This is a genomic window from Anaerococcus tetradius ATCC 35098 (assembly GCF_000159095.1).
Taxonomy (GTDB): Bacteria; Bacillota; Clostridia; order Tissierellales; family Peptoniphilaceae; genus Anaerococcus; species Anaerococcus tetradius.
In genome coordinates this window covers 590,187-615,291 of the sequence record NZ_GG666295.1, presented here as the reverse complement: position 1 = coordinate 615,291, position 25,105 = coordinate 590,187, and the positions used below count along the sequence as shown (strand labels likewise).

Here is a 25,105-nt window from a genome sequence, read left to right as displayed (position 1 = left end):
CAAAAAAATCGTGCTGACAGAAGTATCATTTACTTCTACCAACACGATTTATTATAGGCCCTTTTTTTATTGCTTTTATTGATATATGGTTTAGTTAAAATACTTTTTTATAAAAAAGTAATGCGAACGACTTGCAAATAGCAAAAAAAGTGATACATTATATAATGCAAATCAATCGCATATGGAGGATTTATGAAAAGATATTTTAAGGGACTAATTTTTTTAGCTATTATTTGCGTCTTTGCTTGCAGTTCTTGTTCTAGAAATGAAAAGATGAAGACTGATACGGGAAAAGAAGCTAATGGAAAAAAAGTAATTTATGCCAGCTTTTATCCAGTGGAAGATTTAACAAAAAGAATTGTGGGAGATAAGATGGAGGTTCGTACTATTATAAAAGCAAACCAAGAGCCTCATTCTTTTGAGCTTTCTACAGATGATATGAAAAATCTAACTGGGGCAGACCTTGTTGTTTATAATGGGGCCGGCATGGAAAGCTTTATTGATGATTTGAAAAAGGGCATTAATGATGATGATAAATTCCTAGACTTATCTCAAGGTCTTTCCCTTTTGGATAGTTCAGATGAAGCTAGTGAGCAAAAATCAATAAACCCTCACACATGGTTGTCCATTAAAAACGCCATGGAAGAGCTTGATACTATTTATAAGAAGGTTTCTTCTATAGATCCAGCAAATGATGCCTACTACAAGGCTAATTTAGATAAGTCTGTTAAGGAATTTGCGGATCTTGATAAGGAGTTTGAAGATGAGCTTTCTAAGGTTAAGTCAAAGGATAAGTATTTCGTTGTAAGTCATGCTGCCTTTAATTATTTGGCAGATGATTATGGGCTAAAGCAAGTCGCTGTTACGGGAATTTCTCCAGAGGATGAACCATCAGCCAAACAATTAAAAACTATAGCTGATTTTGTTAAGGCCCACAAGATTAAGACGATTTTCTTTGAAGGTAAGGCGACACCAAAGGTTGCTGAAACTTTAGCGAAAAATACTAATACTAAAACATCAACTCTCTATACCCTAGAAAACCTCACTGAAGAAGAAGCCCAAAAGGGATATATCAACCTTATGAGGGAAAATTTGAAGAATCTTGTGGCATCCTTCAATGAATAAGGCTATTTCTATCAAGGGCCTGGACTTTGCCTATGACAAGGAAAAAATTCTCGAAGGTTTAGACTTAGATATAGGCCTGTGTGATTTTGTTGCTATTGTAGGGGCTAATGGAGAAGGTAAGTCCACCCTTATTAATCTTCTTCTTTCAAATCTAAGAAAGGATAGGGGGACTGTAAGGATTTTCGGTGATCTTATTGAAGAGAACAATCATTTTTCCGATATTGCCTATATCAGTCAAGATGCTGTAAGAGCCTACAAGACTTTTCCAACTACTATAGAAGAAGCTGTAAAGATTCACACATCTTTTCTTAAAGTAAACAAGGATGTTGATAAGCTTCTTGATGAAGTTGGTCTTAAAGGCCATAAAGATAAGGCACTAAGCGAATTATCAGGGGGTCAACTTCAAAGGCTTGGCCTCCTCCTTGCCCTTATCAAAGATGCCAGGTTAATTCTTCTAGATGAACCTACGACAGGAATTGATAAGACTTTTTCGAAAGAGCTTTTTGTGCTATTAAAGAAAATGACCCAAAATGATAAAACAGTTGTTATTGTAACTCACGATTTAAGACAGGCAAGCTTTTATGTTGATTACGCCTTTAAAATTTTTGATAAAAAGGCGATACTTATTGATAAGTCAAGGCTTGAAGATGTATTGGAGTAGGATATGTTAGATATATTTCAATATGAATTTATGAGAAGGGCCTTTATAGTAGGGGGGATTCTTGCAATAATCCTACCTTGTATGGGCCAATCAATTCTGATAAAAAGACTTTCAACAATTGGAGATACCCTTTCTCACTCATCCCTAGCGGGCCTTACCATAGGTCTTGCCTTTGGTTTTAATCCCCTATCTACCGCTATAATTTCTTGTATAGTGGCTGGAGTTTTAATCGAATTTATTAGAAATAAATTAAAAAATTATCAAGAAGTTTCGACAGTTATAATCCTTGCGGCTTCCATTGGACTTGCAGGAATTTTCTCATCTTTGGTGGAAAATACAAATTCTATCTCTTCCTATCTATTTGGTTCTATTGTAACTATTAGTGATGGGGAGTTTTATTTGGTGCTTGCTATAGCTAGCATAGTTTTACTATGCTATGGACTTCTTTACAAAAAACTTTACCTCAGTGTTTTTGATCCCCAAGCGGCAAGAATTATGGGTATCAACACAAGCTTTATAAATTTCATGCTTACAATATTAACAGCAATTACAGTTTCAATATCTGCAAGGACAATAGGTTCATTAATTGTATCATCACTTTTGGTGATTCCATCCCTTACAGCAATTGAATTAAGAAAAACCTACAAGGCGAGTCTTATCGTATCTATAATTTTATCACTCGTTTATGTTTATCTCGGTCTTTTGCTTTCTTATCATTTTAACCTAAGACCTGGTTCGGTAATTGTTTTAATATCAGTAGTATGTTTACTAATAATAATGTTAGTAAAGAATAAATAGGAGAATAATATGAATAAAATGCACATAGGAAAAATTATGGCTGTCTGCTCTCTTTCGGCAGTATTACTTTCATCTTGTTCTATTTTTGGCAAAAAGGATAGTAACAAAAATGAAGTTAAGAAAAAGGAAACAAGTTTTGTTAGCAAGAAAACTAGCTACAAGAAAGATAAGACTACAGAAGTATTGATTGATTCAGAAATCAAGAAAGAAGATATAGTTAGAGTTGTAAAACATGGCGACCATTGGCATGTTTTTACCAAGGATGGCAAGGAACATATTACCTACACTGATCCAGAAAAAATGGGAGATAAGGCAATGGATCTTGTCAGCGTTGTTTCAAAAAATGTTTTAAGTGGTATGGATGTTGTTTCAATCAAAAAACATGGCGACCACTGGCATGTCTATACCAGAGATGGAAATGAATACCTAACCTATGAAGATCCATCAGCTCAATTTCCAAATATTAGAGTAGGAGTTTATCATGGTAGTCATGGGTCAAGTGCGAAAACTAATGGCAAAAGTAGCTCTAAGGCCAGAAAAGTCAAAGAAAATCTTGAAGATAAGGGAGAATATGTAGTAAAAATTCTCCAACACGAAGATCACTTCCATATTTATACCAACAAGGGCAACGAATATATATCCTATGAAGACCCAAGAAGTCTATATCCAAATGCAAGTTTTGGTCAATATGTAGGCAGTCACGCTTCTTCTCATCAAATAAGTAAAAGTAGACCAGAAAAAAGATGGACAAGTAGCCCAAGTGTAAGTTCATCAAATAAATTAAAAAATATAGACAAACTTGTAAGGGTAAAAGATCCCGTTGAGCTTATTAAAGAAGAAAAGAAAAACCAAGAAAAGGTTGTGAAAATTCTAAAACATGAGGACCACTACCATATCTACACCAACAAGGGCAATGAATATATCTCCTATGAAGATCCAAGAAGTAAGTATCCTGATGCTGAATTTGGAATCTATCATGGTAGCCACAGTTCAAGTCAAAAGAAAGAAGAAGCTTTGGTTCAACCACCAAAAGTAGATCAACAAAAGCCTCAACTTTCCAAAGAAGACCAAAGAAATAAGGCTATAAGGGAGATGAAAATTGTAAATATAATGGGTCAAGAACCAGCAGACCTTTTTGATATAGTAAAAATCCTAAAGCACGAGGACCATTACCACATCTTCGATTCAAAGGGAAGGGAATCAATATGCTACCAAGACCCAAGAAGTCTATACCCTAAAGCCTACTTTGGTGATTATGAAAAAGTTAAAAAGCCTCAAGTAGAGCCTCAAGTACAAACAGAGCAAAAGGAAGAAACTCCTAAGCCTAGTGAAAAGAAAGACCAATGGCCAAAAAATATAGTAAGAATAATTGACCACGGCGATCACTGGCACTTATTTGATAAGGATGGAAATGAAACTGTAGTAAAAACTAATCCAAAAGACCATTATCCAAATGCTGAATACATTGATGAAAGCAAGCATAAGTCACATATAGAGGTTGACGATAGTGAAATCTTTAGCTATGAAAGTATTAGACCACAAATAATTGACGAGAAAATCAAGGCCTACATGGATGACAACTTAAAGAAGATGTCAGCCTATGGAGATGTTCCAGATGATGGCAAGGAAGTCTATGGATCTGATGGACTAAGAAAGAATGTATTTTATTGGCTTCATGGGGGTCATTACCATGCCATAAGTATCAAACAAATTATCCAAAGGCAAAAAGATAAGGAATTTGGACCATATACAGCCAAGGATGTTGTAGCTCTAATGAAATACAAGATTGAAAATCCAAGCACAGATTTGGAATACAAGCCACAAGTAGAAGGCTCGGAAGTAGTTGAATACCTACAAGCCTATTACAAGATTAAGGATCCTTTTAGGATTCAACAAATAGTAAATGATATTTACATCTATTCAGGAGATGAATCTATAGCATTAAAGCTTAGTGATTTCGAAAAGCTTGATGGAAAAATCACATACAATAAAGTTCTGCCAAAAATTCTATCAGATAAGGAATTAGAAGAAAAAAAAGCTACAAAAGAAACTGAAGATAATAAAGATGAAGTAGCAAAGGACGAGAAAAATCCAACAAGCCCTGCTAAAGAAGAAAAAAATGAGGATGAAACAAAAGTATCTGACCAAGAAAAAATCGACACTAAGCTAGACCCAGAAAAAACCAAAGATATGGATGCTAATAAAATAGATGAAGAAAATAATTCTTTAGATAATAAGGGTCTGTAGACAAATTGACATATCAACCCAGAAGCTAATAAAAGCTCAGGGTTGATATTTTTTTACTTATCATAAGCACAAAGATATAATTAAACATTTCATAGAGGATATTAGGGCAATCTTCATAAAAAAATCGTGTTGGCGGAAGTTTTTTGCTTTAGCCAGCACGATTTATTATCTTATTTATTTAACTTTTCAAAGTAGTCTTTAGTTTGGAAACGAACTTCCTTAACTAGGAGGAGCAAGGCTAGCATATTTGGGATAATTACAAGACCCATAGCTATATCTTGGATAGTCCACACAAGACTGATTTTACCTAGACAACCTATGATGCAAAGGAAAGGATAAATATATTTAATCTTATCAGTAAACTTTGCTCCATAAGCATAGGTAAAGGACTTAGCAGCGTTAAACCATTGACCCATGAGGGTTGTAAAACAGAATATCAACAAGGCAAAAATTGCGAGATAGGAGAGAGGTTGATAAACTGTTCCTATAGCTTGGATTGCCATGTTTGATGCCTTGATAGTTTCTCCATCCAAAGGTATTTGAGAAACACCAATTGTAATAGCTGTCATTGAGCAGATAAGGATTGTATCAATAAATACCTCTGTAACTCCAGTAATTCCTTCTTCTACTGGATGATTTACAATAGCTGTTCCGTGGGCGAATGGTGCAGTACCTTCACCAGCTTCGTTTGAATACATACCCCTTGCTATACCATATTGCATGGCTTTGGCTATAACAGTACCTGCCACACCACCAGCTGCTGCCTTAAAAGAAAAGGCTTGGGTAAATATTTCCCTAAAAACTAAAGGTACGTTTTTAATATTTACAATTATAACTAATATACATAAAACAACATAAAAAATTGACATTATTGGTACTAGATTAGTTGCAAGCTTTGCCAATCTCTTTAAACCACCGATTGCTATTATAAACAAAAGACCTGTAAGAATAAAGCCTGTAAGCAAATTATTGAAGCTAAAATTGTCTTGCAAGATAGTAGCAATGGTATTTGATTGGACTAGATTTGCTCCCATCATCTTTATAGTCATGAGGATGGCTATAACTATACCCAACTTTGGTGATTTTAGACCATCTCTAATGTAATACATAGGACCTGATAGGATATTTCCATCTTGATCTTCGCCCCTATATAATTGGGAAAGGATGATTTCTCCATACTTTAGGGCCATGCCAAAAAATGCAGCAAGCCACATCCAAAAAACTGCCCCAAAACCACCAGAAACTATAGCTGTTGCAACACCAACGACATTTCCACCGCCGATATTACCTGCCAAGGTTACCATCATGGCTTGGAAGGTAGATAGAGAGCCCTTTCTCTTTTCTAGATTTCTCTCCTTAAAACTCTTAATCAAAGTTTCCTTCATTATGTAAGCAAAATGCCTAACTTGGACAAAGCCTGTCGCAAAGGTATATAAAATTCCAAGTCCTAATAAAACATAGACAAGCCAATTGCCCCAAAGCATTTTATTAATACTTTCTAGGATAAGTTCAAATTCTTTCATAAATTCTCCTTCTCTTATCTAAGCTCTTTAACAAATCTATCTGGATAATCTGATATTATAGCATCAAAACCAATATCATTTAGTTCTTTGAAATCATAAGGAATCTTATCACTAGTCCAAGCATTTACAGTGATTCCCTCTTCGTGGAACTTATCCAACAAGGCCTTATCGACAGTCTGAGCTATTGGATGGTAGATTTTAATGGAATTTTCTTTTAAGTATGAAATAGGGTCAGCTATAATAGACTCTTCTAGAAAGGCAAGCTTTAAACTATCATCTATATCCTTCATCCTAAGGATACTTTGGTGGTTGAAGGATGAGATAATTACCTTTTCTTCCATAGAGTATTCTTTAATAAGGTCATACAATTTCTTTTCTATACCCTCATAAAAGAAAAGTCCGTTTTTAATTTCGATATTAGTCACTATGTCAAGATCTTTGGCATAGGCAAAATATTCTCTAAGAGTTGGGATTTCTTCATGGTATTGTTCATAGCCATTAGCTGCATCATATTTTTTAAGCTCAGCTAGGCTTAAATCCTTAACCAAAATATCAACTCCACAAGTCCTAATGAGATTTTCGTCATGGATGATAACCAATTCCCCATCCTTTGTTAGATGGACATCAAACTCCACTCCATCTGCACCGACTTCGATCGCCTTCCTGTAGGCTAGCATGGTATTTTCAGGATAGGATCCCTTAAATCCACGGTGTGCTAAATTTAACATAAGTCCTCCTTAATAAATAGTAATAATTTTAGAAAATAAAAAAGCATAGGCTTACCCTACTACTTGTACATGTCTTATCTCTAAAATATTAAGTTTTTTTAATTATAATATATGGATAATAATTAGTCAAATATATTTTAAAACCTTTTCCTTCCTTGGGCGGAATTTACTTGCTAGGAAAAATTTCTATTGACATCTTTATGTTTTGTGATAAAATTATCATATTATTATATAAGAGCGAGCAGTGATTGATAGATTTATTTGTCACTGCCTTTTTGTTTTTAGGAGGGAATCATGAATTGGGATTTGAATTTTAACTTACTTTTGAGAATATTTTTATCTTGTTTGAGTGGTTATGCAATTGGGGCAGAAAGGGCCAGCAAAAACAAGTCAGCTGGATCTAGAACCCATACCATAGTTTGTTTGGGCTCTTGCTTAGCTATGATTATTTCAAAGTACGGATTTTATGATGTCAAAGACTACGATGCGGCAAGGGTTGCGGCTCAAATTGTATCTGGTATTGGTTTTCTTGGAGCTGGTATTATTTTTGTAAAAAATAACGATGTTACTGGCCTTACAACAGCAGCAGGGATCTGGACTACTTCTATTGTTGGCATGTCTTTTGGAGCAGGTATGTATTTTCTCGCGATTATAACTACATCCTTAATCATTATCTTGCAAAACTTTTTGCATGTTGCTGATATTTTTCAGAAGCATGACCAGTTTAATATTCTAATACAATCCTATGATTCTAATGTTGTAGGAGATATAGATGAATATATAGAAAAGAATAATATAGCCAAGAGGGCCTATAATTTGAAATATAAGGAACAAATCTATTATTTGAGTTTTAAGATTTATCCAAAAAATAACCAAGAAATGACAGATTTCTTAAATCACATAGAAGCTAACCCAAGTATAGAAGAGTTTAAGGTCTTTTAAATTTGTAGCTTTTGAATTTTAAATACATCTTTTAATAAAAATATAAATAGCTACTTAAAAAGCTCCTTTGTTTTCTAGTTTGTATTTGTCAAGCTAGAGATTAAGGGAGCTTATAGTTTTCTCACTCTTATAGGATTGTAGGATTAAAATATGCCTAGACGCTCTTTTGACTTTTCCAATGGCAGGTATTTTTTTCTATTAGTAAAACAAGCTTATAAAGAATCAATCCTAACAGGGACATGACAATTATCCCACCATACATTTGTTCATATTCTCTTCTTCCCATTGTATCTAAGATAAAATATCCCAAACCATCAAAAGAAGCGAAAGTTTCTGAAAAAAATAAGACTGATATTGCAGTTCCAATACAAATTCTTAGGGCTGTCAAAATATCGGGTATGATATAAGGCAAAATCAAATTTATTAATATATCCTTGAAGGACTGACTAAGAGAATACATGGATATATATAGGTCCCTTGGAAGATTCCTAACAGAATCAATTATAACTAAGAGCAATTGAAAAAAAATAATCGAGCTTATCAAGACTATTTTCGACAAATTGCCAAGGCCAAAAAACAAAACCAAGACTGGCAAAAAAACCACCTTGGGTATGGGATACAAGCTCGATACTAGGGGGTAAAGTAGCTGATAAACTTCTTCTTTATAGCCAATTGGAATACCTATTGCTAGGGCAAAAAGCAAGGAAATTAATAAACTAAGGACTATCCTCATCAAACTTATGAGGGCATGCTTTAATATAAGTCCCTTTTCTATTGCTGTGATTAGCCCATCAAGAGTCGCTAAGGGACTTGGTAGAAATGCCTTGTCGACTAGGAGGCTTAAAATTTGCCAAAAGATGAAGAATATCAAAAAAACAAATATTTTACTTTTAACTTTCATTTATTTCCTCTTTCAATTTATCCCTCAATATTTGATAGATTTCTTTTCTGTTATACTTATCAATATCAAAAAATTCATAGTGCTTATTTTTAGATAAGAAGAGGAGTTTATCAGAAAGTTCAAGGGCCTCATCTATCTGATGGCTTACCAAAATTGATGTGATAAAATGTTTCTTTTGTAAGTTTGTATAGTAATCTTTTAACTTTTCTCTGGTTATTTCATCCAAGGCGGAGAAGGGCTCATCTAAAAGCAAGACAATCGGCTTTGTTATCATAGCCCTAGCCAAGGCTACTCTTTGTTTCTGTCCGCCAGAAAGCTCGTAAGTATATTTATCAGAAAGCTCTCCTAGATTAAAATATTCTAATATAGCATCTACTTCTTCTTCTCTTATAAGCATCTTATTTTTCAAGAATTTTCTAGGTAAGTCTATGTTTTGGCGGACAGTTTTCCAATCAAACAAGCCATAATTTTGTAAGATAATTTTGATATCCATTTGAGGTTTCTTTAAGGGCTTATCTTTAAAGGAAATTTCCCCCTCATAAGAACTGTCGATTCCTGATAAAAGTTTCAAGAGACTGGTTTTGCCACAGCCTGATTGTCCAATTACTGCCCATCTTTCATTTCTATGTATTTTCCAATTTAGATTTTCTATAACATACTTGTTATCATTTTTGTATTTGAAGTATAAATTTCTTATATCGTATAATAAATCACTCATTTTTTAATAAATTCTGTACTTACCAAGTCTTCGTAGGAATAAGGCTTATCTATAAGTTTTTTCTCTAACAACCAGTCGCTAACTCTTTTTACATCTTCCTTGCTTGGAAGCGTGTATGGGCTAAAGCTTGGTGTTTTGTAGCTATCTTTTATATCATCAGAAACTCTTGCATTTTTTATGGCAAGCTCCTTATATTTGTCAGGGTTTTTGTTGATTTCATCCATGCTATTGAAATACACCTTCATAAAGCTTTTAAGCTCATCCTTATTACTATCAATAAATTCATCTCTAGCTAGGATAACTGATTGAGAAAAATTCTCGCTTAGGAGGGTATCATCAATTACAGGCTTACATCCATTTTTTATGGCAAAGCTTGCTAGGGGATCGGGAAGGATGGCACAATCAATATCCTTGCCTTGAAGAACAAGTTCCATCCTTAGCAAAAGATCTGGGACGTTGACCTTTTTAATCTTTGAAGAGTCCAAATGTAAATTTTTTTCGTATTGGCACATTAGGTAGTCCATCATAGTATTGTCAGATATGGCGACTTTTTTTCCATATAAGTCTTCTGGCTTTTCTATATTACTAGATGGAGATGAAACCACAACAAATCTTCCTTCTCTGACATTAGCTCCAAAAGCATAAGAGATTACCTTAGTATCAAGGCCGGCTTTTTTTAATAAGGCTTGGACTATCATATCATTCATCACTATGTCAAGTTGGCCTGCTTCCATTGCCTTTGATTGGTCAAGGCTTGATTTGAATGGGAAAAGCTCGACATCTAGGCCAGCTTTGGAGAAAGCATCCTCTTTATCTGCAACAACTAGGGGCAAGACATCATCAATAGAAAGGATACCTACTCTAATTTTCCCCTTGCCTTTTTCACCTTCACTAGTAGCTTCCTTATTCGTTTTAGGCTTAGCGGTAGATTTTGACATTTTATCTCCCTTAGTCGAGCAAGCTGTCAAAATTATTAGGAAGAGTAAGAGCATCATTGACAAAACATTTTTTTTAACTTCTTTCATAGTTCACCTCATATAAAATATAGTTGTTAATATTATAACATAAACAAGATAAAATTAGTCTTTAATCTTTAAGGGCTAGCTTATTTATTTTCTTAGAAAGAGCTAATTCTTGATATATTAAGTTTTAATAATAAAATAAAGTAGAACACTAATAAGAATAGCTAAAAAAGGATAGATTATGGATGAATTTATAATATTAATTCCTGCCCTAAATCCTCCCAAAGACCTACTAAGTTCTTACATTGATGAACTAAAGGAGAAAGGCTTTAGGAGAATTCTTCTGGTAAATGACGGATCTAGAGCGGAATATGATGAATACTTTAAAAAATTTAAAAAAGATGGGGTTGATGTCTTTAGCCACTACAAGAACTTTGGTAAGGGAAGGGCCTTAAAGAACGCCTTTAATTATATCTTAAATACTTATGACGATTTTTCCTATGTGATTACAGCGGACTCAGATGGTCAACATAGGGCGGAAGATGTTTTTAAAATTGCAAAAATCGCCCAAGAAAAAGAAGTCGCCATGTATTTAGGATCAAGGGACTTTAATAAGGATAATGTTCCTTTTAAATCTTCTTTTGGTAATAAAACCACAAGTTTGGTCTACAAATTAATGTTTTATGATAAGATAAATGATACTCAGACAGGCCTTAGGGCTATACCTAAATCTTATCTAGCAGATTTTCTTGATCTTCCTGGAGAAAGATTTGAATATGAGATTAATATGCTCATCAATTCATCTCAGACAAAGAAGAAAATGATTGAAATTCCAATAGAAACAGTTTATTTTGATAATAATAGCGAAACCCACTTCCATCCTATTAGGGATTCTTTTAAGATCTACAGGGTTATGCTAGGCACATTTTTCAAATTTATTCTAGCTTCCTTGTCTTCTTTTGTAGTAGATATTGGAGCCTTTACGATTTTAACAAGAGCCTTGGCAGGGGTATTGCTAAATTCAAGCAAAATTATTTGGGCATCAACTGGCCTTGCTAGGATAATTTCAGGTATATTTAATTATAATATCAACAAAAATCTCGTCTTTGCTGATAATAAGAAGGAAAAGAGTAAGTTTATAAAGTATGCGACCTTGTGGCTATGCCAACTAGTTCTTTCCGCTTTTTTTGTGGATATGATTTTTGAAAGAGTAAATATGAATGCAAGTCTGATTAAGCTTATAGTCGATACCATTATTTTCTTGCTTTCTTTTACGATACAGAATAAGTTTATTTTTAAGGTAAGTGAAAAATGATATATCTTTTGTTAATAATCTTAGGGTTTTGCGGTTTTTCTGTACTGATAAGGGATAAATTTGCCTTGGAGATATACTTTATCCCCTTCGTGTACTTTTCCTTTCTTAGTAGTTTAGTTTATATTTTTGCCCTAGTTGGCTTTATGAAGGAATCAAGCTATATCTTCCATGGGGTCTTTGGAGGGCTTTGTCTATATTATCTATTTAGAAAGAGAGAGGTCTTTAGAGACTTTATTGACTATTGGATTTTTGGCATAATTGGGATTTTTATTATCCTTTACCTAAAAAATGCCCAATTCCTCCACTATGATGATTTTAGTCATTGGGGCTTGATTAGTAGATTTTTGTTAAGTCATGATAGGCTAAATCTTGGATCTGATAAGCTTATAAGCTTCACTTCATATCCCCAAGCTAGTGCTTATTTTATTTATGGGCTAAGTAGACCCCTAGGATTCTCAGAGCCTATTTGTTTTATGGCTAATGCTCTTGCAGTTTTGGCTGGATATTTTCCTATCTTTAAGAAGAGCAGGGATAATAAATATTTGACACCAATACTTATCGTTTTTGCCATTTATATATTAATGGATAATGTTCAGATAAATAGCCTTTTAGTAGATAGCTTACTGGCAACAAGCTCCTTTGCTCTTCTTGCCTTTGTTAGTCAATATGATTTTGCGGAGAATAAAAATCTACTAATTATTTTGTTGCCGATGATTATATCAGTAAGCCTAATAAAAAATTCTGCTTTATTTTTTGTCCTAGTCGCATCTTTGTACATGCTCAAAAAATATTGGAAGAACGATAAATTGGTAGGTGCTTTCCCTCTTGTAATAATGTTTTTGACCAACAAGTCTTGGTCAATCCATGTTAAGAGAAACTTTACCGACCTCGGCAAGCATAGCATGAGCTTTGCTTCCTACAAAAAAGGTCTTTCGACAAAGAACTTTTCAACAATCATGCAAATAAGTAAGAATTTTTTGAAGGCTCTATTTGAAGAGAGAATAATTCTTATTTTACTTATTATCCTAATTGTTGCATATTTTATAGCAAATAAGGATAAGATTTATAGAAATTTGCTCATATTTGTTGGAGTCGTGTATTTATCCTATCAATTAGGTAATTACTTAATGTATATCTTTTCAATGCCTAGCGGAGAGGCCATCAAACTTGCCGGTTACGGTAGATATGTAAAGACTATAAGAGCATATCTTTTACTCATAAGTTTCTATTGGATGCCCTTTGATAAGAAGAAAATCATAGCTATTATGATGGCTGTCTTTATGGTATTTTTATCCTATACTCCTATTAAAAAACTAACTTACAAGGATAAAAATAGAGAAGTTTATGCTAGTAACAAGGAAAAATTATCAGAAGCAAAAATTACAGGTGAAAATAAAAAAATTCTAGTGAAAATGAAGGAAGAGGATAAATCATCTTATTATTATTTCATGGCGAAATACCTATATAATAGTCCTAATCTGGTAATCACTTATCCACAAGACAATAAGACTTACCAAGCTAGTGATTTTGATTATCTTGTAGACCTTAGCAATAAGTAATATTAGGGAGCTTTATGCTCTCTTTTTTTGCGAATTTTATATTTTGCGTGTAAGTCGAGTATGATATACTATATACAAAGGAGATATGATGAAGAAAACACTTATGTTAATTGACGGGTCTAGTTTGATCTTTAGGGCTTTTTTTGCCCTTCCTAAGCTAACAAACAACGACGGAGTCATGACTAATGGCGTTTATGGTTTTCTTACCATGTACAAAAACGCTTTTGATAGATATAAACCTGATTATATTCTAGTTGCCTTTGATAGGGCGTCAAAGACTTTTAGACATAAAGAATTTAAGGACTATAAGGCAACTCGTAACAAGATGCCTAGCGAGCTTTCTTATCAATTTGGAATCCTAAAGGATATCTTGGATTCTTTAAATGTTAAATACACAGACCTTGATGGCTTTGAGGCTGATGATATTGTAGGAACTTATGCTAAGATGGCCCAAGAAGCTGGCTATGATTCAGTCCTAATTACTGGAGATAGGGATTATTTACAATTAGTTGATGAGAAAATTGTAGTAAATCTTACCAAAAAGGGGGTGTCAGAAACTAAGGAGTACACTCTCGCTACTATAAAAGAAGAATTTGGCTTAACTCCTAAACAACTTATAGATGTTAAGGGTCTTGAGGGAGATAAGTCTGATAATATTCCAGGAGTTGAGGGAATTGGTCCAAAGAAGGCTATAGAATTTATTCAAAAATATGGATCAATCGAAGGTCTTTATGAGCATATAGATGAGATTTCTGGCAAGAAAACCAAGGAAAGACTTATTGATAGCGAGCCTATTGCCTATATGAGTAAAAAAATCGGGACCATTGTTACTTCCGCTCCAGTAGAATATGAGCTTGAAGAATTAAAGGTGGCTGAGCCTGACCTTCCTAGCCTTAGGGAGAAATATTCTAAGTATAATTTCAATAAGTTCATCGAGGACATGGACGGGGAAAAAAGTGAGATTGTAAAAAAGGATTTTACTTACAAGAAGCTAGATGATTACGAAAAATTTGCAGATAAAATAAAGGCAAAAGGAGAGGTCACTTTCAAATGCCTCTATGAGGGAGAAAGCTATATACACAGCAAGGTTTATAAACTTGCTATAAAGACAAAGGATTCTCCGGCCTATATTCTAGACCCTGACCAAGCTTTTATTGATAGCTTTAAGGATGTTTTTGAAGATGAAAAGATTTTAAAGAATTCTTTTGATATTAAGGAAGATATAGTTTTACTAAACAAGCTGGGCATTGACCTAAATCTTCCCTTTGATGATCTAATGCTTATGCATTATCTAATTGATCCATCTAGGTCATCTTATGATTTAAAGACTCTAAGCCAAGCCTATCTCGACTACGAAGTAATATCTGAAGTTGACCTTCTAGGAAAGGGGAAGAAGTCCCTAAGCTATGGTGAACTTGACTATGATAAGCTTTCAAATTACTTGGCGAGTGAGCTTAATGCCATAGAAGATGCTAAGGCTAAGTTAGTAGATATGCTTAATGAATACAAGATGTATGATCTCTATGAAGATATAGAAATTAAGCTTTCCAAAGTCTTGGCTAATATGGAAATCGTAGGCTTTGTTACTGACAGAAAGGTTCTTCTAGATTTAAAAGAAGATATAAATAAGGATCTAGAAAAATTAACTAGTGAAATTTACGAGCTAGCTGGAAGCGAATTTAATATAAATTCTACCAAACAATTGGGAGAAGTCTTGTTTAAGGACTTAGACCTTCCAGTCATAAAAAAGACCAAGACAGGATTTTCTACTGATGCGTCAGTCCTTGAAAAACTAAGGGATAAGCATCAAATTATTCCTAAAATCGAAAAATATAGGGAGCTTTTTAAATTGCAATCAACCTACATTGAGGGCTTGGAGAAGGCTATAGATGATGATGGAAGAATAAGATCGACTTTTAGGCAAAATATAGCCGCCACAGGTAGGCTTTCTTCCCAAGATCCTAACCTTCAAAATCTTCCAATAAAAACTGACGAGGGAAGGCTAATTAGAAAGGCCTTTAAGGCGGGCCAAGGAAAAATCTTAATAGATGCCGATTATTCACAAATTGAACTAAGAATCCTAGCTTCTCTCTCAGGGGATGAGCATATGATAGAAGCTTTTAGGAATGGAGAAGATATCCATGCAAAGACTGCATCAAAGGTCTTCCACACTCCCCTTGATGAGGTTACGAAAAGACAAAGATCCGATGCTAAGGCGGTAAACTTCGGCATAATCTATGGGATAAGTGATTACGGGCTTTCTCAAAACCTTAATATTCCTAGGAAAGAAGCCAAAGCCTATATAGACAACTACATGGCTAGTTACCCATCAATAAAAGCATACATGGATTCTATAGTAGAAAAAGCTAAGGAAGATGGTTTTGTAGAAACTCTCTTTAATAGAAGAAGATATGTGCCAGAAATAAATTCCAAAAACTTTAATGTAAGAAGCTTCGGCCAAAGGGTAGCCCTAAATACACCTATCCAAGGAACGGCGGCAGATATAATAAAAATTGCCATGATAGAAACCGACAAGAATCTCAAAAAAGCAGGTCTTGATGCAAAAATTGTCCTCCAAATCCACGATGAAATAATTCTTGAAGCAAGCCTTGAAGATAAGGATTCTGCCATGGAGATACTTAGAAATTCTATGCAAGAAGCTGCAAATCTCAAAGTCCCTTTGATAGTTGATATAGATACTGGAGAAAGCATGTATGAATCCAAGTAGGATTGTAATTACAGGAATAATAGCATCGGGTAAGTCCACCCTTTGCGATATCCTAAGGCAAAAGGGCTTTCTGGTAATAGATGCCGATCAGGTAAATAAGAAACTAATCAAAGAAGGCGGCAAAAACTATCTAGCCATAAAAAGCGATGAAGTCTTTGCTCCTGCTTTTGATGGAGAAAAACTTGATAAGAAAAAACTGGCACAACTAATTTTTGCTGACAAGGAGAAGATGGACAGGCTAAATGAATTAAGCCACAAAAATATAATTGAAGAAATAGATTCTATCATAGATAAATCTAGTAGGGATAAGGTCTTTATAGAAATCCCCTTATTCTTTCAAATGAAAGAAACTTTTCCATGTGATAAAATTATCCTTGTAACAGCAAAGAGGGATGTCCAAATCCAAAGACTCATCAAAAGAGATGGTATTAGCCTTACTTACGCCAAGAAAAAAATAGAAAGCCAAGATGAGCTTGAAAGAATGAAGGAAAATAGCGATATCATTATTGATAATAGTGATGGTGTTGACAAACTAAAAGAAGAAATAGAAAAAATCTTAGACAGAGGTGACTTTTAATGAAAGTTGTAAAATTTATAGGAAAATCTTTGGCATTTTTGCTCCTTGCCATAGGGATATTTTTTGCAATAGTATATGGCCTTATAGCCTATCAAACATCAAGGACTCAGATTTCCTACCAAGAACAAATCTACGAACATTCAGAAAAATACAATATTGATCCCTTGCTTACTGCATCAATAATTAAAGTTGAATCAGATTTTGACAATAACGCCCAAAGTCATCAAGGGGCTCATGGTCTTATGCAATTGTTGGATGATACAGCCAAACATTCAGCTGAAGTAGTAGGAATAGATTATTATTCAGAAAAACTCAATGATGTTGATTACAATTTGGACTTAGGAATCGGCTATTTCGATTATCTTTATAGGTATTACAATAATAAGGACCTAGCTCTAGCTGCTTATAATGGTGGAGTTGGAAACGTTGACAGCTGGATAAAGGACGGGACAATTGATAAGGACAATCCTAATCCGCTTGATATTCCTTTCGAAGAGACTAGACAATATGTAAATAAGGTTAATGCCAATTATGCTGTCATGAAAAAGTTTTACAAGGATGGACTACCTAGCCAAGAAGAACTTCACAATCTAAGAAGACTTAGCCTTAAAAATTTCAAAATTTTTATTAAAGATTTTGTCAATAATGTAAGATAATCATTGAATGTAAAGCGATTTTAAATTATAATAGTAGAAGAGCAAATATAATATAGAAGGAGAAATTTATGGCACTTAATACCATTACATTCAAAAATGGTGTGCACATGGAAGAGTACAAAGAGCTTACTGAAAATAGTGAGCTTAAATTTGCGAGTATTCCTAAACTTGTAACAATTCCTCTAATCCAACATATAGGTGCACCTAGTAAATGTCTTGTTGCAAAAAAAGACGAAGTTAGTGTAGGTCAGCTTATAGGAGAAGCTGTCGGAAATTTCTCTGCAAATATCCACTCCTCAGTAGCAGGAGTGGTAAAGGACATTATCGATATACAATCCGCCTCAGGCAAGCCATGTAAGGCAGTAGTAATTGATACCGAAGGTTTCGACCAAGATAAAGAATACATAGAAAAAGATAATGTAGACCTTAGTGCAGAAGAAATAGTAGCAAAGATTAAGGAAGCTGGAATAGTAGGTATGGGTGGTGCAGCCTTTCCTGCTCACATCAAATACATGCCAGCCAAAAAAGTCGACACAGTAATAGTAAATGGGGCAGAATGTGAGCCATACATTACTTGCGATGACTATCTAATGAAAAATAGACCTCAAAGGATTCTCAAAGGTCTAACTCAAGCAATTAAAGCTGTAAATGCCGATAGAGGAATCGTTGCTATAGAAGATAATAAGCCAAAAGCATACGAATCTATGACCAAGGCTCTAGCTGAGTTTGCTAAAGAAAACTCAAATTTCAATATCGAAATCAAACAATTAGAGACAAAGTATCCTCAAGGTGATGAGAAGAGAATGATTGACGTAACCTTAAATCGTCAAGTTCCTAGTGGTGGACTTCCTATGGATGTTGGAGCTATAGTATCAAACGTTTCAACTATGCATGCAATTTATGAAGCAATCTATATGGATAAACCCCTCTACGAAAGAATAGTAACAGTAACTGGAAAATCTGTTAAAAACCCAACCAATATGCTCGTTAGGTGTGGTACAGAATTTGGTCACTGCATAGAAGAAGCAGGTGGAGCAGATGATATTGCTAAACTTGTAAATGGTGGACCAATGTGTGGTATTGCTCAACCAGACCTCAACAGACCAGTAGAAAAAGCAAGTAACTGTATTTTAGTTTTAGCATCTGATCAGGCTCAACCATTAGAAGTTAGCCCATGTATTAGATGTGCTAGATGCGTTGATGCTTGTCCAGTATATTTACTTCCACTATATATCCACAAGTTCTCCCTAGAAGAGAGATTTGAGAAGGCCCAAGAGCTTAATATCATGGATTGTATAGAATGTGGATCTTGCTCATTCGTTTGTCCATCAAACAGACCTCTTGTAGAAGCTATTAAGTTTGGTAAGAGACAAATTAGGCAAGCAGGTAAATAGGAGGAGTATATGGAAAATACAAAACAACTATTGGTAACAGCTTCTCCTCATGTAAGGAGTGATCGTACAGTTACAAAGGATATGCTAGATGTAATTATAGCTCTTATACCAGCAGGCCTTGCTTCAGTATATTACTTTGGTTACAGAGCCTTGGTACTTATCCTAGCAGCCGTAATAACTTGCGTGTTATCAGAATATATATTTAATAAAGCAATAAAAAGAAATCAATCAATCAAAGACCTTTCTGCTGTAGTAACAGGAATACTACTAGCCTTCAACGTTCCTTGCACCTTACCAGTGTGGCAAATAATCATAGGATCAATGTTTGCGATAGTAGTAGCTAAGATGTTTTTTGGTGGAATCGGACAAAATATTGTAAACCCAGCCCTTGCAGCAAGAGCCTTCTTAATGGCTTCTTGGTCACAAAATATGACAACTTTTGTTTCACCACAAAAAGTTAATTTGATTAGCACAGCTAAGGACATTTCAACAGTAACATCAGCAACACCTCTATCAGATCCAGCAAGTTACAGCACAATGGACTTATTCCTAGGTAATATTCCTGGATGTTTGGGTGAAGTATCTGCTATAGCACTTCTAATCGGTGCAGCTTATCTAATAGTAAGAAAAGTAATTCACTTGAGAATTCCACTTACATATATTTTGACATCAACAGTTTTGTTGGGTATTTTTGGAACAGGATTTGCTGATTCTCTAAGAAATATTCTTTCAGGTGGTATGATTCTAGGTGCCTTCTTCATGGCAACTGACTATACAACAACACCTATTACAAAAACTGGCCAATATGTTTTCGCTTTAGGTTGTGGTATCCTAACAGCAGTTATTAGAACCTGGGGTGGATATCCAGAAGGTGTTTCATATTCAATATTATTAATGAACCTAATTGTTCCTATAATAGAAGCTTACACTAGACCAAAGACATTTGGTAAAGCAGAGGTAAAGAAAGGAAAAGACAATGAATAATAGTTTAAAATTAGGCTTGAAATTGTTCTTAATTACTTCAATTACAGCCTTTGCCCTAGCCTTGACAAACAATGCAACTATGCCATTAATCGAAGCCAAGGCCCAAGAAAAACTTCAAAAATCATTGGCGACAGTTCTTCCTGCAGATTCTTATGATGAAGTAGATGTAGCTGATAAGCCTCAAAGTATAGAAAAAGTATATAAAGCAAATGGTGGCAAGGGAGAAGGATATGTATTTCAAATCAGTTCTCCAGGAGGATACGGCGGACCTATAGAATTTCTTATAGGTGTCGATGCTGATCACAAGATAACAGGATTTGCCCCACTAAATCACTCCGAATCAGCAGGCTTTGGTAAAAGAATGGAAGATGACTTCTTTAAAGAAGGCATGGTTGGAGTAAGTATGGATGGAGAAGTTAAGGCATCAAAAACCGGTGGAGAAAATGAAATCGTAGGAATCACAGGCGCAACCATATCTACAGGTACAATACTTAGGGGTATAAATGACGCTGTCAAAGTCCTCGGTGAACTTAAATAGGAGATATTATGGAACAACAATTAGATAGACCTATTGAAAATAAAAAAGAAAAAAAGGCTCCTAAAGAAAACTTAGGCAAAGTATTTTTGGAAGGTATTTTTGCTAATAACCCAATCTTTGTTCAAACTGTAGGTATGTGTTCAGTATTGGCTATATCTTCATCCTTGACCAATGCTTTAGGTATGGGAGTATCTGTAACCTTCGTAGTAGTAATGAGTAACTTGGTAATTTCTTTACTAAGGAATTTTATCTCTGATGAAATAAGAATACCTGCTTTCATAGTAATTATTGCAGGTTTCGTAACCATTGTACAAATGTCAATAAAGGCTTATATGCCAGCTCTTGATGAATCCTTGGGTATATTTATCCCACTTATAGTAGTAAACTGTTTGATTCTTGCTCGTGCAGAAGGATTTGCTTCAAGCCATGGACCATTTTCTTCAATTATTGATGGTATAGGTCAAGGACTTGGCTATACACTTGCTATATCAACCCTAGCTTTCTTTAGAGAGCTACTTGGAGCAGGAACACTTTTTGGAAAAACTATAATTCCACAAGCTTATACAATTGGATTTTTACAACAACCAGCATCATCATTTATAGTTCTTGGTATGTTAGTTGCAGCATTTAATGCAATTTCAAAGAAGAGAAAATAAGAGGAGATATTATGGGAAATCTATTTTCAATAATCATTGCAACTATTTTCGTAAGTAACTATGTACTCGGTCAATTCTTAGGTATCTGCCCTTCACTTGGTGTAACAAGCAAGGTGGAAACCGCCAGAGGAATGGGTTTGGCAGTAATATTCGTTATAACCCTAGCATCTATTATCACTTGGATAATTCAATACTACATACTTAATCCGTTAAATATTGGATTCTTACAAACAGTTGTATTTATATTAGTAATCGCAGCCTTAGTACAATCAGTAGAAACTGTAATGAAAAAATCAATGCCAGCTCTTTATGGAGCCTTGGGAGTATTTCTTCCACTTATTACTACAAACTGTGTAGTTTTAGGTGTTGCTATTAAGGCAATTGAGTCATCATACACTCTAATAGAGACAATAGTTTATGCACTTTCTGCATCAGTTGGTTTCATGCTAGCAATCATGATTCTTGCCTACATTAGAGAAAGAATAGAATATAATTCATTACCAGAAACCTTTAAGGGAGTACCTATAACCTTAGTTACTCTTGGACTTATGGCAATATCCTTTATGGGTTTTGCAGGACTTTGATAGGAGGAAGTTATGATAGAAACTGTTATAATACCAATAGCCGTCTTGGCTATCCTAGGCTTTGTCTTTGCAGTAGCCTTGGGATTTGTCAGTGAGAAATTCCATGTAGAAAAATCAGTAAAAGAGCAACAAGTTAGAAACTGCTTGCCAGGTGCTAACTGTGGTGCTTGTGGATTCCCTGGCTGTGATGGACTTGCAGCAGCTATAGCAAAGGGAGAAGCACCAGTTAATGCTTGTGCTATTGGTGGTAAATCAACAACCGATGCAATAGCTGCGGTTATGGGAGTTGAATCTGCTGGTGGAAGCGATAGAAAAGTCGCTATAGTTAAATGTGACGGAACATGTGATGCCGCAAAAGACCTTTATGCTTATTCAGGTCTTGAAGATTGTAGAGCTCAAATTGCCCTCTTTGGTGGTAAAAAAGCTTGCAACTATGGTTGTCTTGGTTGTGGATCTTGTGAGAAAGCTTGTCCATTTGATGCCATCCATGTTAAAGATGGAGTAGCCCTAGTAGATAGAGAAAAATGTGTTGCTTGTGGTAAGTGTGTTACAACTTGCCCAAAGAATATAATAACCCTTGTACCATTTAGTCAAAAACAAGTTGTTATTTGTTCAAGCCATGACAAGGGCAAGGACGCAAGGACAAATTGTGGTAATTCATGTATAGGTTGTTCAATTTGTGCAAAGACTTATCCAGAAGCCTTCGCTATGGATAACTTCTTATCAGTTGAGCAAATAGGCAATGAATTTGATCATGACTTGCTAAAACAAGCAGCAGAAAAATGCCCAAACAAATGTATAGAAGTATTTGAATAAGATAAAAACAGTGCGGAATTTCTGCACTGTTTTCTTGTGCCTAAAATTGACAATATCAAGATAAAAATGATAAACTTAAAGTCGAGGTATAAGATGAAAATTAAGAAAGCTGATATATTTGTTATAATATTTCTACTGGTATTTTCCCTAGCTTCTTCTTTGATTATTTCAAGGATTACATCTAAAGATAGGGGAAATATTTTAGTTATTAAGCAAGATTCTAAGGTAATTAAGAAAGTGCCACTGACTAAGGATCAAAAGTTTAAGATTGAATATAAGGGTCATTATAATATAGTTAAAATAAAAGATGGCAAGGCTTTTGTTTCAGATGCGGATTGCTCTGATAAAATATGCACACATATGTCTCCGATTTCTGATGTAGGAGAGACTATTATTTGCCTGCCACATAGGTTGTATTTAGAAGTCTATTCCGAAAATCCTAAGGATAGTAGGAAAGATAAGATAGATAAGGTGATTAGATGAAAATGGATGTAAGAAAAGTTACAACTTTAGCCCTACTTACGGCGATGGCTCTTGCTATCTCCTTGTTGGAGCATTTTATTCCCATGCCTGTTCCAATTCCGGGTGCAAAACTTGGACTTTCAAATATAATATTATTAGTAAGCTTGTATTTTTTCGGACTTAGGGCAGCTCTTTTGATAGGAGTTCTTAAATCATTCCTCTTGGTTTTGGCAACAGGTATGGTTAGCTCCTTCTTTTTTTCAGTAGCTGGAGCAATTCTTGCAAGCCTTGCTATGAGTCTTTCTTTAAGGCTGTTAGAAGATAAGCTTAGTTTTATAGGCATAAGCGAGATTGGAGCTTTTTTCCATAATTTTGGTCAAGTTCTTGTCGCTTCAATAGTTATGGGCAATATTAAGATGTATTATTACTTTCCCTTGCTAGTATTTATAGGAACTTTTAGTGGATTTTTTGTCGGCCTAAGTTCTAATTATATTATTAAGCACATGGAAAAGATTGGGATAATAAAAGATGAACAATTCAAAAAGAATTAAGGATTTAGATCAATTCGACAGACCTAGGGAGAAGATGATAAGAGAAGGCTTCGATAGTCTAAGCGATGAGGAGCTTTTGGCTATTATCCTTTCAACAGGCAACAAAGAAAAAAACGTCATAGACCTATCCAAAGAAATTCTAGATACCTTTAGCTATGAAGAACTTTTGGAGATAGAAGTTGTAGAGCTTCGCCGAATTAAGGGAATCAAAGAAGCTAAGGCTAGTAAAATCGTAGCCGCCCTCCAACTGGGTCGTAGGATTAATGAGAGAGTCTTAGATAGGAAGATTGAAAAAATAACATCTAGTAATGACGTTTATGAAATAATGAAAACAAAGCTAGAAAATGCCAAGAAAGAATATTTTTATGCAATCTTACTGGATACTAAAAATGTGATTATTGCTAAGGATTTTGTATCTATGGGAGATTTAAGCTCTACTATAGTTAATCCTAGGGAAGTCTTTAAGAAAGCTATAAAGAAAAGTGCAAAGTCAATGATCATTGTTCACAACCATCCATCTGGAAATCCAAATCCATCAAGGGAAGATTTTGCAATAACTAAAAGACTAGCCGATTCGGGCGAGCTTTTGGATATTGAAGTATTAGATCATATTATTATTGGGAAAGATTGCTTTTATAGTTTTAAAAAAGAAGGAAATTTGTAAGGGGTGTAGATGATGAGATTTAGAATGATTGCTTCAGATTTTGCCATAGATCTTGGCACAAGCAATATCTTAGTATATAAAAAGGGTGAGGGTCTGATAGCGGAAGAACCAAGCTATTTACTCTTGGATGATAATAATAGCAAGGTTTTGGCTATAGGTAATGAGGCTAAGGCCATGCTTGGCAAGACCCACGATAATGTAAGGCCAATAGTAAATGGCAATATAACTGATATAAACCTTACAGAAGCCCTACTTAATTATTTTTTCAAGAAGGTTAATAGTGGATTTTCAATTCTTCAACCAAGGGTTGTAATTTGTGTTCCATCTGGCATTACCGATATTCAAAAAAGAGCAGTGGAAGATGCAGCCCTTCATGCAGGAAGTAGGGATGTAATCCTTGTAGATGAGTCTTTGGCGGCAGCTTACGGGATGGATCTTAATCCTGACCAGCCTAGGGGAGTCTTTATGCTAAATCTTGGAGCTGGGGTAGTTGAAGCTACTGTCCTTTCCTTAAATGGGGTAATCATAAACAAGAGCCTTAATAAGGGTGGCGATTATATAGATGAAGAAATTATTGAATATTTTAGAAAGAACTTAGGCTTAGAAATAGGCAAGAATACTGCTGAAGAAGTAAAAAATAAGCTAGTAAGTCTGAGATTAAAGGATAAGAACCTAGCAATGAAGGTTGATGGCAGAGATCTTGCTAGTGCCATGCCAAAAACGGTAGAAGTTACTAGCAAAAGTTTAATTGAGTGTATAATGCCATTTGCAAATGAACTTTGTGAGATGATTTATGAAGTTTTGGAAAAGACTCCTCCAGAAATTAGCTCTGATATAAGAAAAAATGGAATTTTCCTTACTGGTGGGCTAAGTTTACTAAAGGGTATGAGCGAATATATAACAGAAACGATAGGCCTTCCAGTTTCTATTTCCGAGGATCCTCTAAGGGATGCCATCAAAGGAGCAGGCCTTATTTTGGATGATCCTGATAGATTTGTGAAGTATCGTAAGTAGGT

Annotated in this window: 25 protein-coding genes; 20 read left to right on the top strand and 5 right to left on the bottom strand. The window is 34.8% G+C overall.

All coding sequences use genetic code 11. The annotated features are described in order from the left end of the window. The first annotated feature begins 192 nt into the window (after positions 1-192). Genes HMPREF0077_RS03050 through HMPREF0077_RS03035 form a run of 4 tightly spaced genes read left to right on the top strand, consistent with a single transcriptional unit; the run spans position 193 to position 4,831 of the window. Complete coding sequence (locus tag HMPREF0077_RS03050; RefSeq protein WP_004836498.1) at positions 193-1,125, top strand: metal ABC transporter solute-binding protein, Zn/Mn family; 933 nt, start codon at positions 193-195, stop codon at positions 1,123-1,125. Next, on the top strand, positions 1,118-1,786 hold the full coding sequence (locus HMPREF0077_RS03045; RefSeq protein ID WP_004836497.1) for a metal ABC transporter ATP-binding protein: 669 nt from the start codon (positions 1,118-1,120) through the stop codon (positions 1,784-1,786). The genes HMPREF0077_RS03050 and HMPREF0077_RS03045 overlap by 8 nt, the downstream gene beginning before the upstream one ends. A gap of 3 nt (positions 1,787-1,789) precedes the next feature. Beyond that, complete coding sequence (locus tag HMPREF0077_RS03040) at positions 1,790-2,584, top strand: metal ABC transporter permease (protein ID WP_004836496.1); 795 nt, start codon at positions 1,790-1,792, stop codon at positions 2,582-2,584. Between the two features lie 18 nt (positions 2,585-2,602). Then, positions 2,603-4,831: a hypothetical protein gene (locus HMPREF0077_RS03035; RefSeq protein ID WP_052588095.1), complete on the top strand. Its 2,229-nt coding sequence runs from the start codon at positions 2,603-2,605 to the stop codon at positions 4,829-4,831. A gap of 170 nt (positions 4,832-5,001) precedes the next feature. On the opposite strand, the gene HMPREF0077_RS03030 is transcribed toward HMPREF0077_RS03035, so the two are convergent. Together HMPREF0077_RS03030 and HMPREF0077_RS03025 are read right to left on the bottom strand one after the other, a co-directional pair. Further along, positions 5,002-6,354, bottom strand: coding sequence for an alanine/glycine:cation symporter family protein (locus HMPREF0077_RS03030; protein WP_004836494.1), 1,353 nt, complete (start codon positions 6,352-6,354; stop codon positions 5,002-5,004). A 14-nt stretch (positions 6,355-6,368) separates the two neighbouring features. After that, positions 6,369-7,082 carry a glycerophosphodiester phosphodiesterase gene (locus tag HMPREF0077_RS03025; RefSeq protein WP_004836493.1) on the bottom strand — a complete coding sequence of 238 codons (714 nt, stop codon included), beginning with the start codon at positions 7,080-7,082 and terminating at the stop codon, positions 6,369-6,371. 294 nt (positions 7,083-7,376) lie between these two features. Here HMPREF0077_RS03025 and HMPREF0077_RS03020 point away from each other — a divergent pair, with 294 nt between their 5' ends. Beyond that, on the top strand, positions 7,377-8,024 hold the full coding sequence (locus tag HMPREF0077_RS03020; protein WP_004836492.1) for an MgtC/SapB family protein: 648 nt from the start codon (positions 7,377-7,379) through the stop codon (positions 8,022-8,024). A 154-nt stretch (positions 8,025-8,178) separates the two neighbouring features. Here the strand turns inward: HMPREF0077_RS03020 and HMPREF0077_RS03015 are convergent, their stop codons facing one another. From HMPREF0077_RS03015 to HMPREF0077_RS03005, 3 genes are read right to left on the bottom strand one after another with little or no spacing between them, the layout of a single operon-like run. Then, positions 8,179-8,925: an ABC transporter permease gene (locus HMPREF0077_RS03015; protein WP_004836491.1), complete on the bottom strand. Its 747-nt coding sequence runs from the start codon at positions 8,923-8,925 to the stop codon at positions 8,179-8,181. Further along, complete coding sequence (locus HMPREF0077_RS03010) at positions 8,915-9,643, bottom strand: ATP-binding cassette domain-containing protein (RefSeq protein ID WP_004836490.1); 729 nt, start codon at positions 9,641-9,643, stop codon at positions 8,915-8,917. The genes HMPREF0077_RS03015 and HMPREF0077_RS03010 overlap by 11 nt, the downstream gene beginning before the upstream one ends. Further along, positions 9,640-10,668, bottom strand: coding sequence for an ABC transporter substrate-binding protein (locus HMPREF0077_RS03005; RefSeq protein ID WP_004836489.1), 1,029 nt, complete (start codon positions 10,666-10,668; stop codon positions 9,640-9,642). Before HMPREF0077_RS03005 ends, HMPREF0077_RS03010 begins: the two co-directional genes overlap by 4 nt. 178 nt (positions 10,669-10,846) lie before the next feature. On the opposite strand from HMPREF0077_RS03005, the gene HMPREF0077_RS03000 reads away from it, so the two are divergent. From HMPREF0077_RS03000 to mreB, 15 genes are all read left to right on the top strand, one after another. Further along, positions 10,847-11,920: a bifunctional glycosyltransferase family 2/GtrA family protein gene (locus HMPREF0077_RS03000; RefSeq protein WP_004836488.1), complete on the top strand. Its 1,074-nt coding sequence runs from the start codon at positions 10,847-10,849 to the stop codon at positions 11,918-11,920. 143 nt (positions 11,921-12,063) lie between these two features. Then, complete coding sequence (locus tag HMPREF0077_RS02995) at positions 12,064-13,479, top strand: hypothetical protein (RefSeq protein WP_155811719.1); 1,416 nt, start codon at positions 12,064-12,066, stop codon at positions 13,477-13,479. 88 nt (positions 13,480-13,567) lie between these two features. After that, positions 13,568-16,207, top strand: a complete 2,640-nt coding sequence (polA, locus tag HMPREF0077_RS02990) for a DNA polymerase I (RefSeq protein ID WP_040349285.1) — start codon at positions 13,568-13,570, stop codon at positions 16,205-16,207. Beyond that, positions 16,194-16,784: a dephospho-CoA kinase gene (gene coaE / locus HMPREF0077_RS02985; RefSeq protein WP_004836485.1), complete on the top strand. Its 591-nt coding sequence runs from the start codon at positions 16,194-16,196 to the stop codon at positions 16,782-16,784. The genes polA and coaE overlap by 14 nt, the downstream gene beginning before the upstream one ends. Then, entirely contained in the window at positions 16,784-17,440 is a 657-nt protein-coding gene (locus HMPREF0077_RS02980; protein ID WP_004836484.1) for a lytic transglycosylase domain-containing protein, read from the top strand. The genes coaE and HMPREF0077_RS02980 overlap by 1 nt, the downstream gene beginning before the upstream one ends. Positions 17,441-17,508: 68 nt before the next feature. Continuing rightward, positions 17,509-18,834: an electron transport complex subunit RsxC gene (rsxC, locus tag HMPREF0077_RS02975; RefSeq protein WP_004836483.1), complete on the top strand. Its 1,326-nt coding sequence runs from the start codon at positions 17,509-17,511 to the stop codon at positions 18,832-18,834. Between the two features lie 9 nt (positions 18,835-18,843). After that, positions 18,844-19,818, top strand: a complete 975-nt coding sequence (locus tag HMPREF0077_RS02970; protein WP_004836482.1) for an RnfABCDGE type electron transport complex subunit D — start codon at positions 18,844-18,846, stop codon at positions 19,816-19,818. Continuing rightward, positions 19,811-20,356, top strand: a complete 546-nt coding sequence (locus HMPREF0077_RS02965; RefSeq protein WP_004836481.1) for an RnfABCDGE type electron transport complex subunit G — start codon at positions 19,811-19,813, stop codon at positions 20,354-20,356. Before HMPREF0077_RS02970 ends, HMPREF0077_RS02965 begins: the two co-directional genes overlap by 8 nt. Before the next feature lie 8 nt (positions 20,357-20,364). Continuing rightward, positions 20,365-21,012, top strand: coding sequence for an electron transport complex subunit RsxE (gene rsxE, locus HMPREF0077_RS02960; protein ID WP_004836480.1), 648 nt, complete (start codon positions 20,365-20,367; stop codon positions 21,010-21,012). Between the two features lie 11 nt (positions 21,013-21,023). Then, positions 21,024-21,596 (top strand): electron transport complex protein RnfA, encoded by a 573-nt coding sequence (locus HMPREF0077_RS02955; protein ID WP_004836479.1) that lies wholly within the window; start codon positions 21,024-21,026, stop codon positions 21,594-21,596. Between the two features lie 12 nt (positions 21,597-21,608). Next, the gene (locus HMPREF0077_RS02950; protein ID WP_004836478.1) at positions 21,609-22,412 is read left to right on the top strand and encodes an RnfABCDGE type electron transport complex subunit B; all 804 of its coding nucleotides are present in this window, start codon (positions 21,609-21,611) and stop codon (positions 22,410-22,412) included. Positions 22,413-22,505: 93 nt separating this feature from the next. After that, a complete protein-coding gene (locus tag HMPREF0077_RS02945) occupies positions 22,506-22,895 on the top strand; it encodes a NusG domain II-containing protein (RefSeq protein ID WP_040349282.1) in 390 nt (129 codons plus the stop codon). Then, a complete protein-coding gene (locus HMPREF0077_RS02940) occupies positions 22,892-23,425 on the top strand; it encodes a Gx transporter family protein (protein ID WP_004836476.1) in 534 nt (177 codons plus the stop codon). Before HMPREF0077_RS02945 ends, HMPREF0077_RS02940 begins: the two co-directional genes overlap by 4 nt. Then, complete coding sequence (gene radC, locus HMPREF0077_RS02935) at positions 23,403-24,089, top strand: RadC family protein (protein WP_004836475.1); 687 nt, start codon at positions 23,403-23,405, stop codon at positions 24,087-24,089. Before HMPREF0077_RS02940 ends, radC begins: the two co-directional genes overlap by 23 nt. A 12-nt stretch (positions 24,090-24,101) precedes the next feature. Further along, positions 24,102-25,103: a rod shape-determining protein gene (gene mreB, locus HMPREF0077_RS02930; RefSeq protein ID WP_040349341.1), complete on the top strand. Its 1,002-nt coding sequence runs from the start codon at positions 24,102-24,104 to the stop codon at positions 25,101-25,103. Positions 25,104-25,105 lie beyond the last annotated feature (2 nt).

Bases quoted from the DNA above. Each gene is read 5' to 3' on its own strand.
- HMPREF0077_RS03050 (WP_004836498.1), top strand. From the start codon at position 193: ATGAAAAGATATTTTAAGGGACTAATTTTTTTAGCTATTATTTGCGTC.
- HMPREF0077_RS03045 (WP_004836497.1), top strand. From the start codon at position 1,118: ATGAATAAGGCTATTTCTATCAAGGGCCTGGACTTTGCCTATGACAAG.
- HMPREF0077_RS03040 (WP_004836496.1), top strand. From the start codon at position 1,790: ATGTTAGATATATTTCAATATGAATTTATGAGAAGGGCCTTTATAGTA.
- HMPREF0077_RS03035 (WP_052588095.1), top strand. From the start codon at position 2,603: ATGCACATAGGAAAAATTATGGCTGTCTGCTCTCTTTCGGCAGTATTA.
- HMPREF0077_RS03030 (WP_004836494.1), bottom strand. From the start codon at position 6,354: ATGAAAGAATTTGAACTTATCCTAGAAAGTATTAATAAAATGCTTTGG.
- HMPREF0077_RS03025 (WP_004836493.1), bottom strand. From the start codon at position 7,082: ATGTTAAATTTAGCACACCGTGGATTTAAGGGATCCTATCCTGAAAAT.
- HMPREF0077_RS03020 (WP_004836492.1), top strand. From the start codon at position 7,377: ATGAATTGGGATTTGAATTTTAACTTACTTTTGAGAATATTTTTATCT.
- HMPREF0077_RS03015 (WP_004836491.1), bottom strand. From the start codon at position 8,925: ATGAAAGTTAAAAGTAAAATATTTGTTTTTTTGATATTCTTCATCTTT.
- HMPREF0077_RS03010 (WP_004836490.1), bottom strand. From the start codon at position 9,643: ATGAGTGATTTATTATACGATATAAGAAATTTATACTTCAAATACAAA.
- HMPREF0077_RS03005 (WP_004836489.1), bottom strand. From the start codon at position 10,668: ATGAAAGAAGTTAAAAAAAATGTTTTGTCAATGATGCTCTTACTCTTC.
- HMPREF0077_RS03000 (WP_004836488.1), top strand. From the start codon at position 10,847: ATGGATGAATTTATAATATTAATTCCTGCCCTAAATCCTCCCAAAGAC.
- HMPREF0077_RS02995 (WP_155811719.1), top strand. From the start codon at position 12,064: ATGAAGGAATCAAGCTATATCTTCCATGGGGTCTTTGGAGGGCTTTGT.
- polA (WP_040349285.1), top strand. From the start codon at position 13,568: ATGAAGAAAACACTTATGTTAATTGACGGGTCTAGTTTGATCTTTAGG.
- coaE (WP_004836485.1), top strand. From the start codon at position 16,194: ATGAATCCAAGTAGGATTGTAATTACAGGAATAATAGCATCGGGTAAG.
- HMPREF0077_RS02980 (WP_004836484.1), top strand. From the start codon at position 16,784: ATGAAAGTTGTAAAATTTATAGGAAAATCTTTGGCATTTTTGCTCCTT.
- rsxC (WP_004836483.1), top strand. From the start codon at position 17,509: ATGGCACTTAATACCATTACATTCAAAAATGGTGTGCACATGGAAGAG.
- HMPREF0077_RS02970 (WP_004836482.1), top strand. From the start codon at position 18,844: ATGGAAAATACAAAACAACTATTGGTAACAGCTTCTCCTCATGTAAGG.
- HMPREF0077_RS02965 (WP_004836481.1), top strand. From the start codon at position 19,811: ATGAATAATAGTTTAAAATTAGGCTTGAAATTGTTCTTAATTACTTCA.
- rsxE (WP_004836480.1), top strand. From the start codon at position 20,365: ATGGAACAACAATTAGATAGACCTATTGAAAATAAAAAAGAAAAAAAG.
- HMPREF0077_RS02955 (WP_004836479.1), top strand. From the start codon at position 21,024: ATGGGAAATCTATTTTCAATAATCATTGCAACTATTTTCGTAAGTAAC.
- HMPREF0077_RS02950 (WP_004836478.1), top strand. From the start codon at position 21,609: ATGATAGAAACTGTTATAATACCAATAGCCGTCTTGGCTATCCTAGGC.
- HMPREF0077_RS02945 (WP_040349282.1), top strand. From the start codon at position 22,506: ATGAAAATTAAGAAAGCTGATATATTTGTTATAATATTTCTACTGGTA.
- HMPREF0077_RS02940 (WP_004836476.1), top strand. From the start codon at position 22,892: ATGAAAATGGATGTAAGAAAAGTTACAACTTTAGCCCTACTTACGGCG.
- radC (WP_004836475.1), top strand. From the start codon at position 23,403: ATGAACAATTCAAAAAGAATTAAGGATTTAGATCAATTCGACAGACCT.
- mreB (WP_040349341.1), top strand. From the start codon at position 24,102: ATGAGATTTAGAATGATTGCTTCAGATTTTGCCATAGATCTTGGCACA.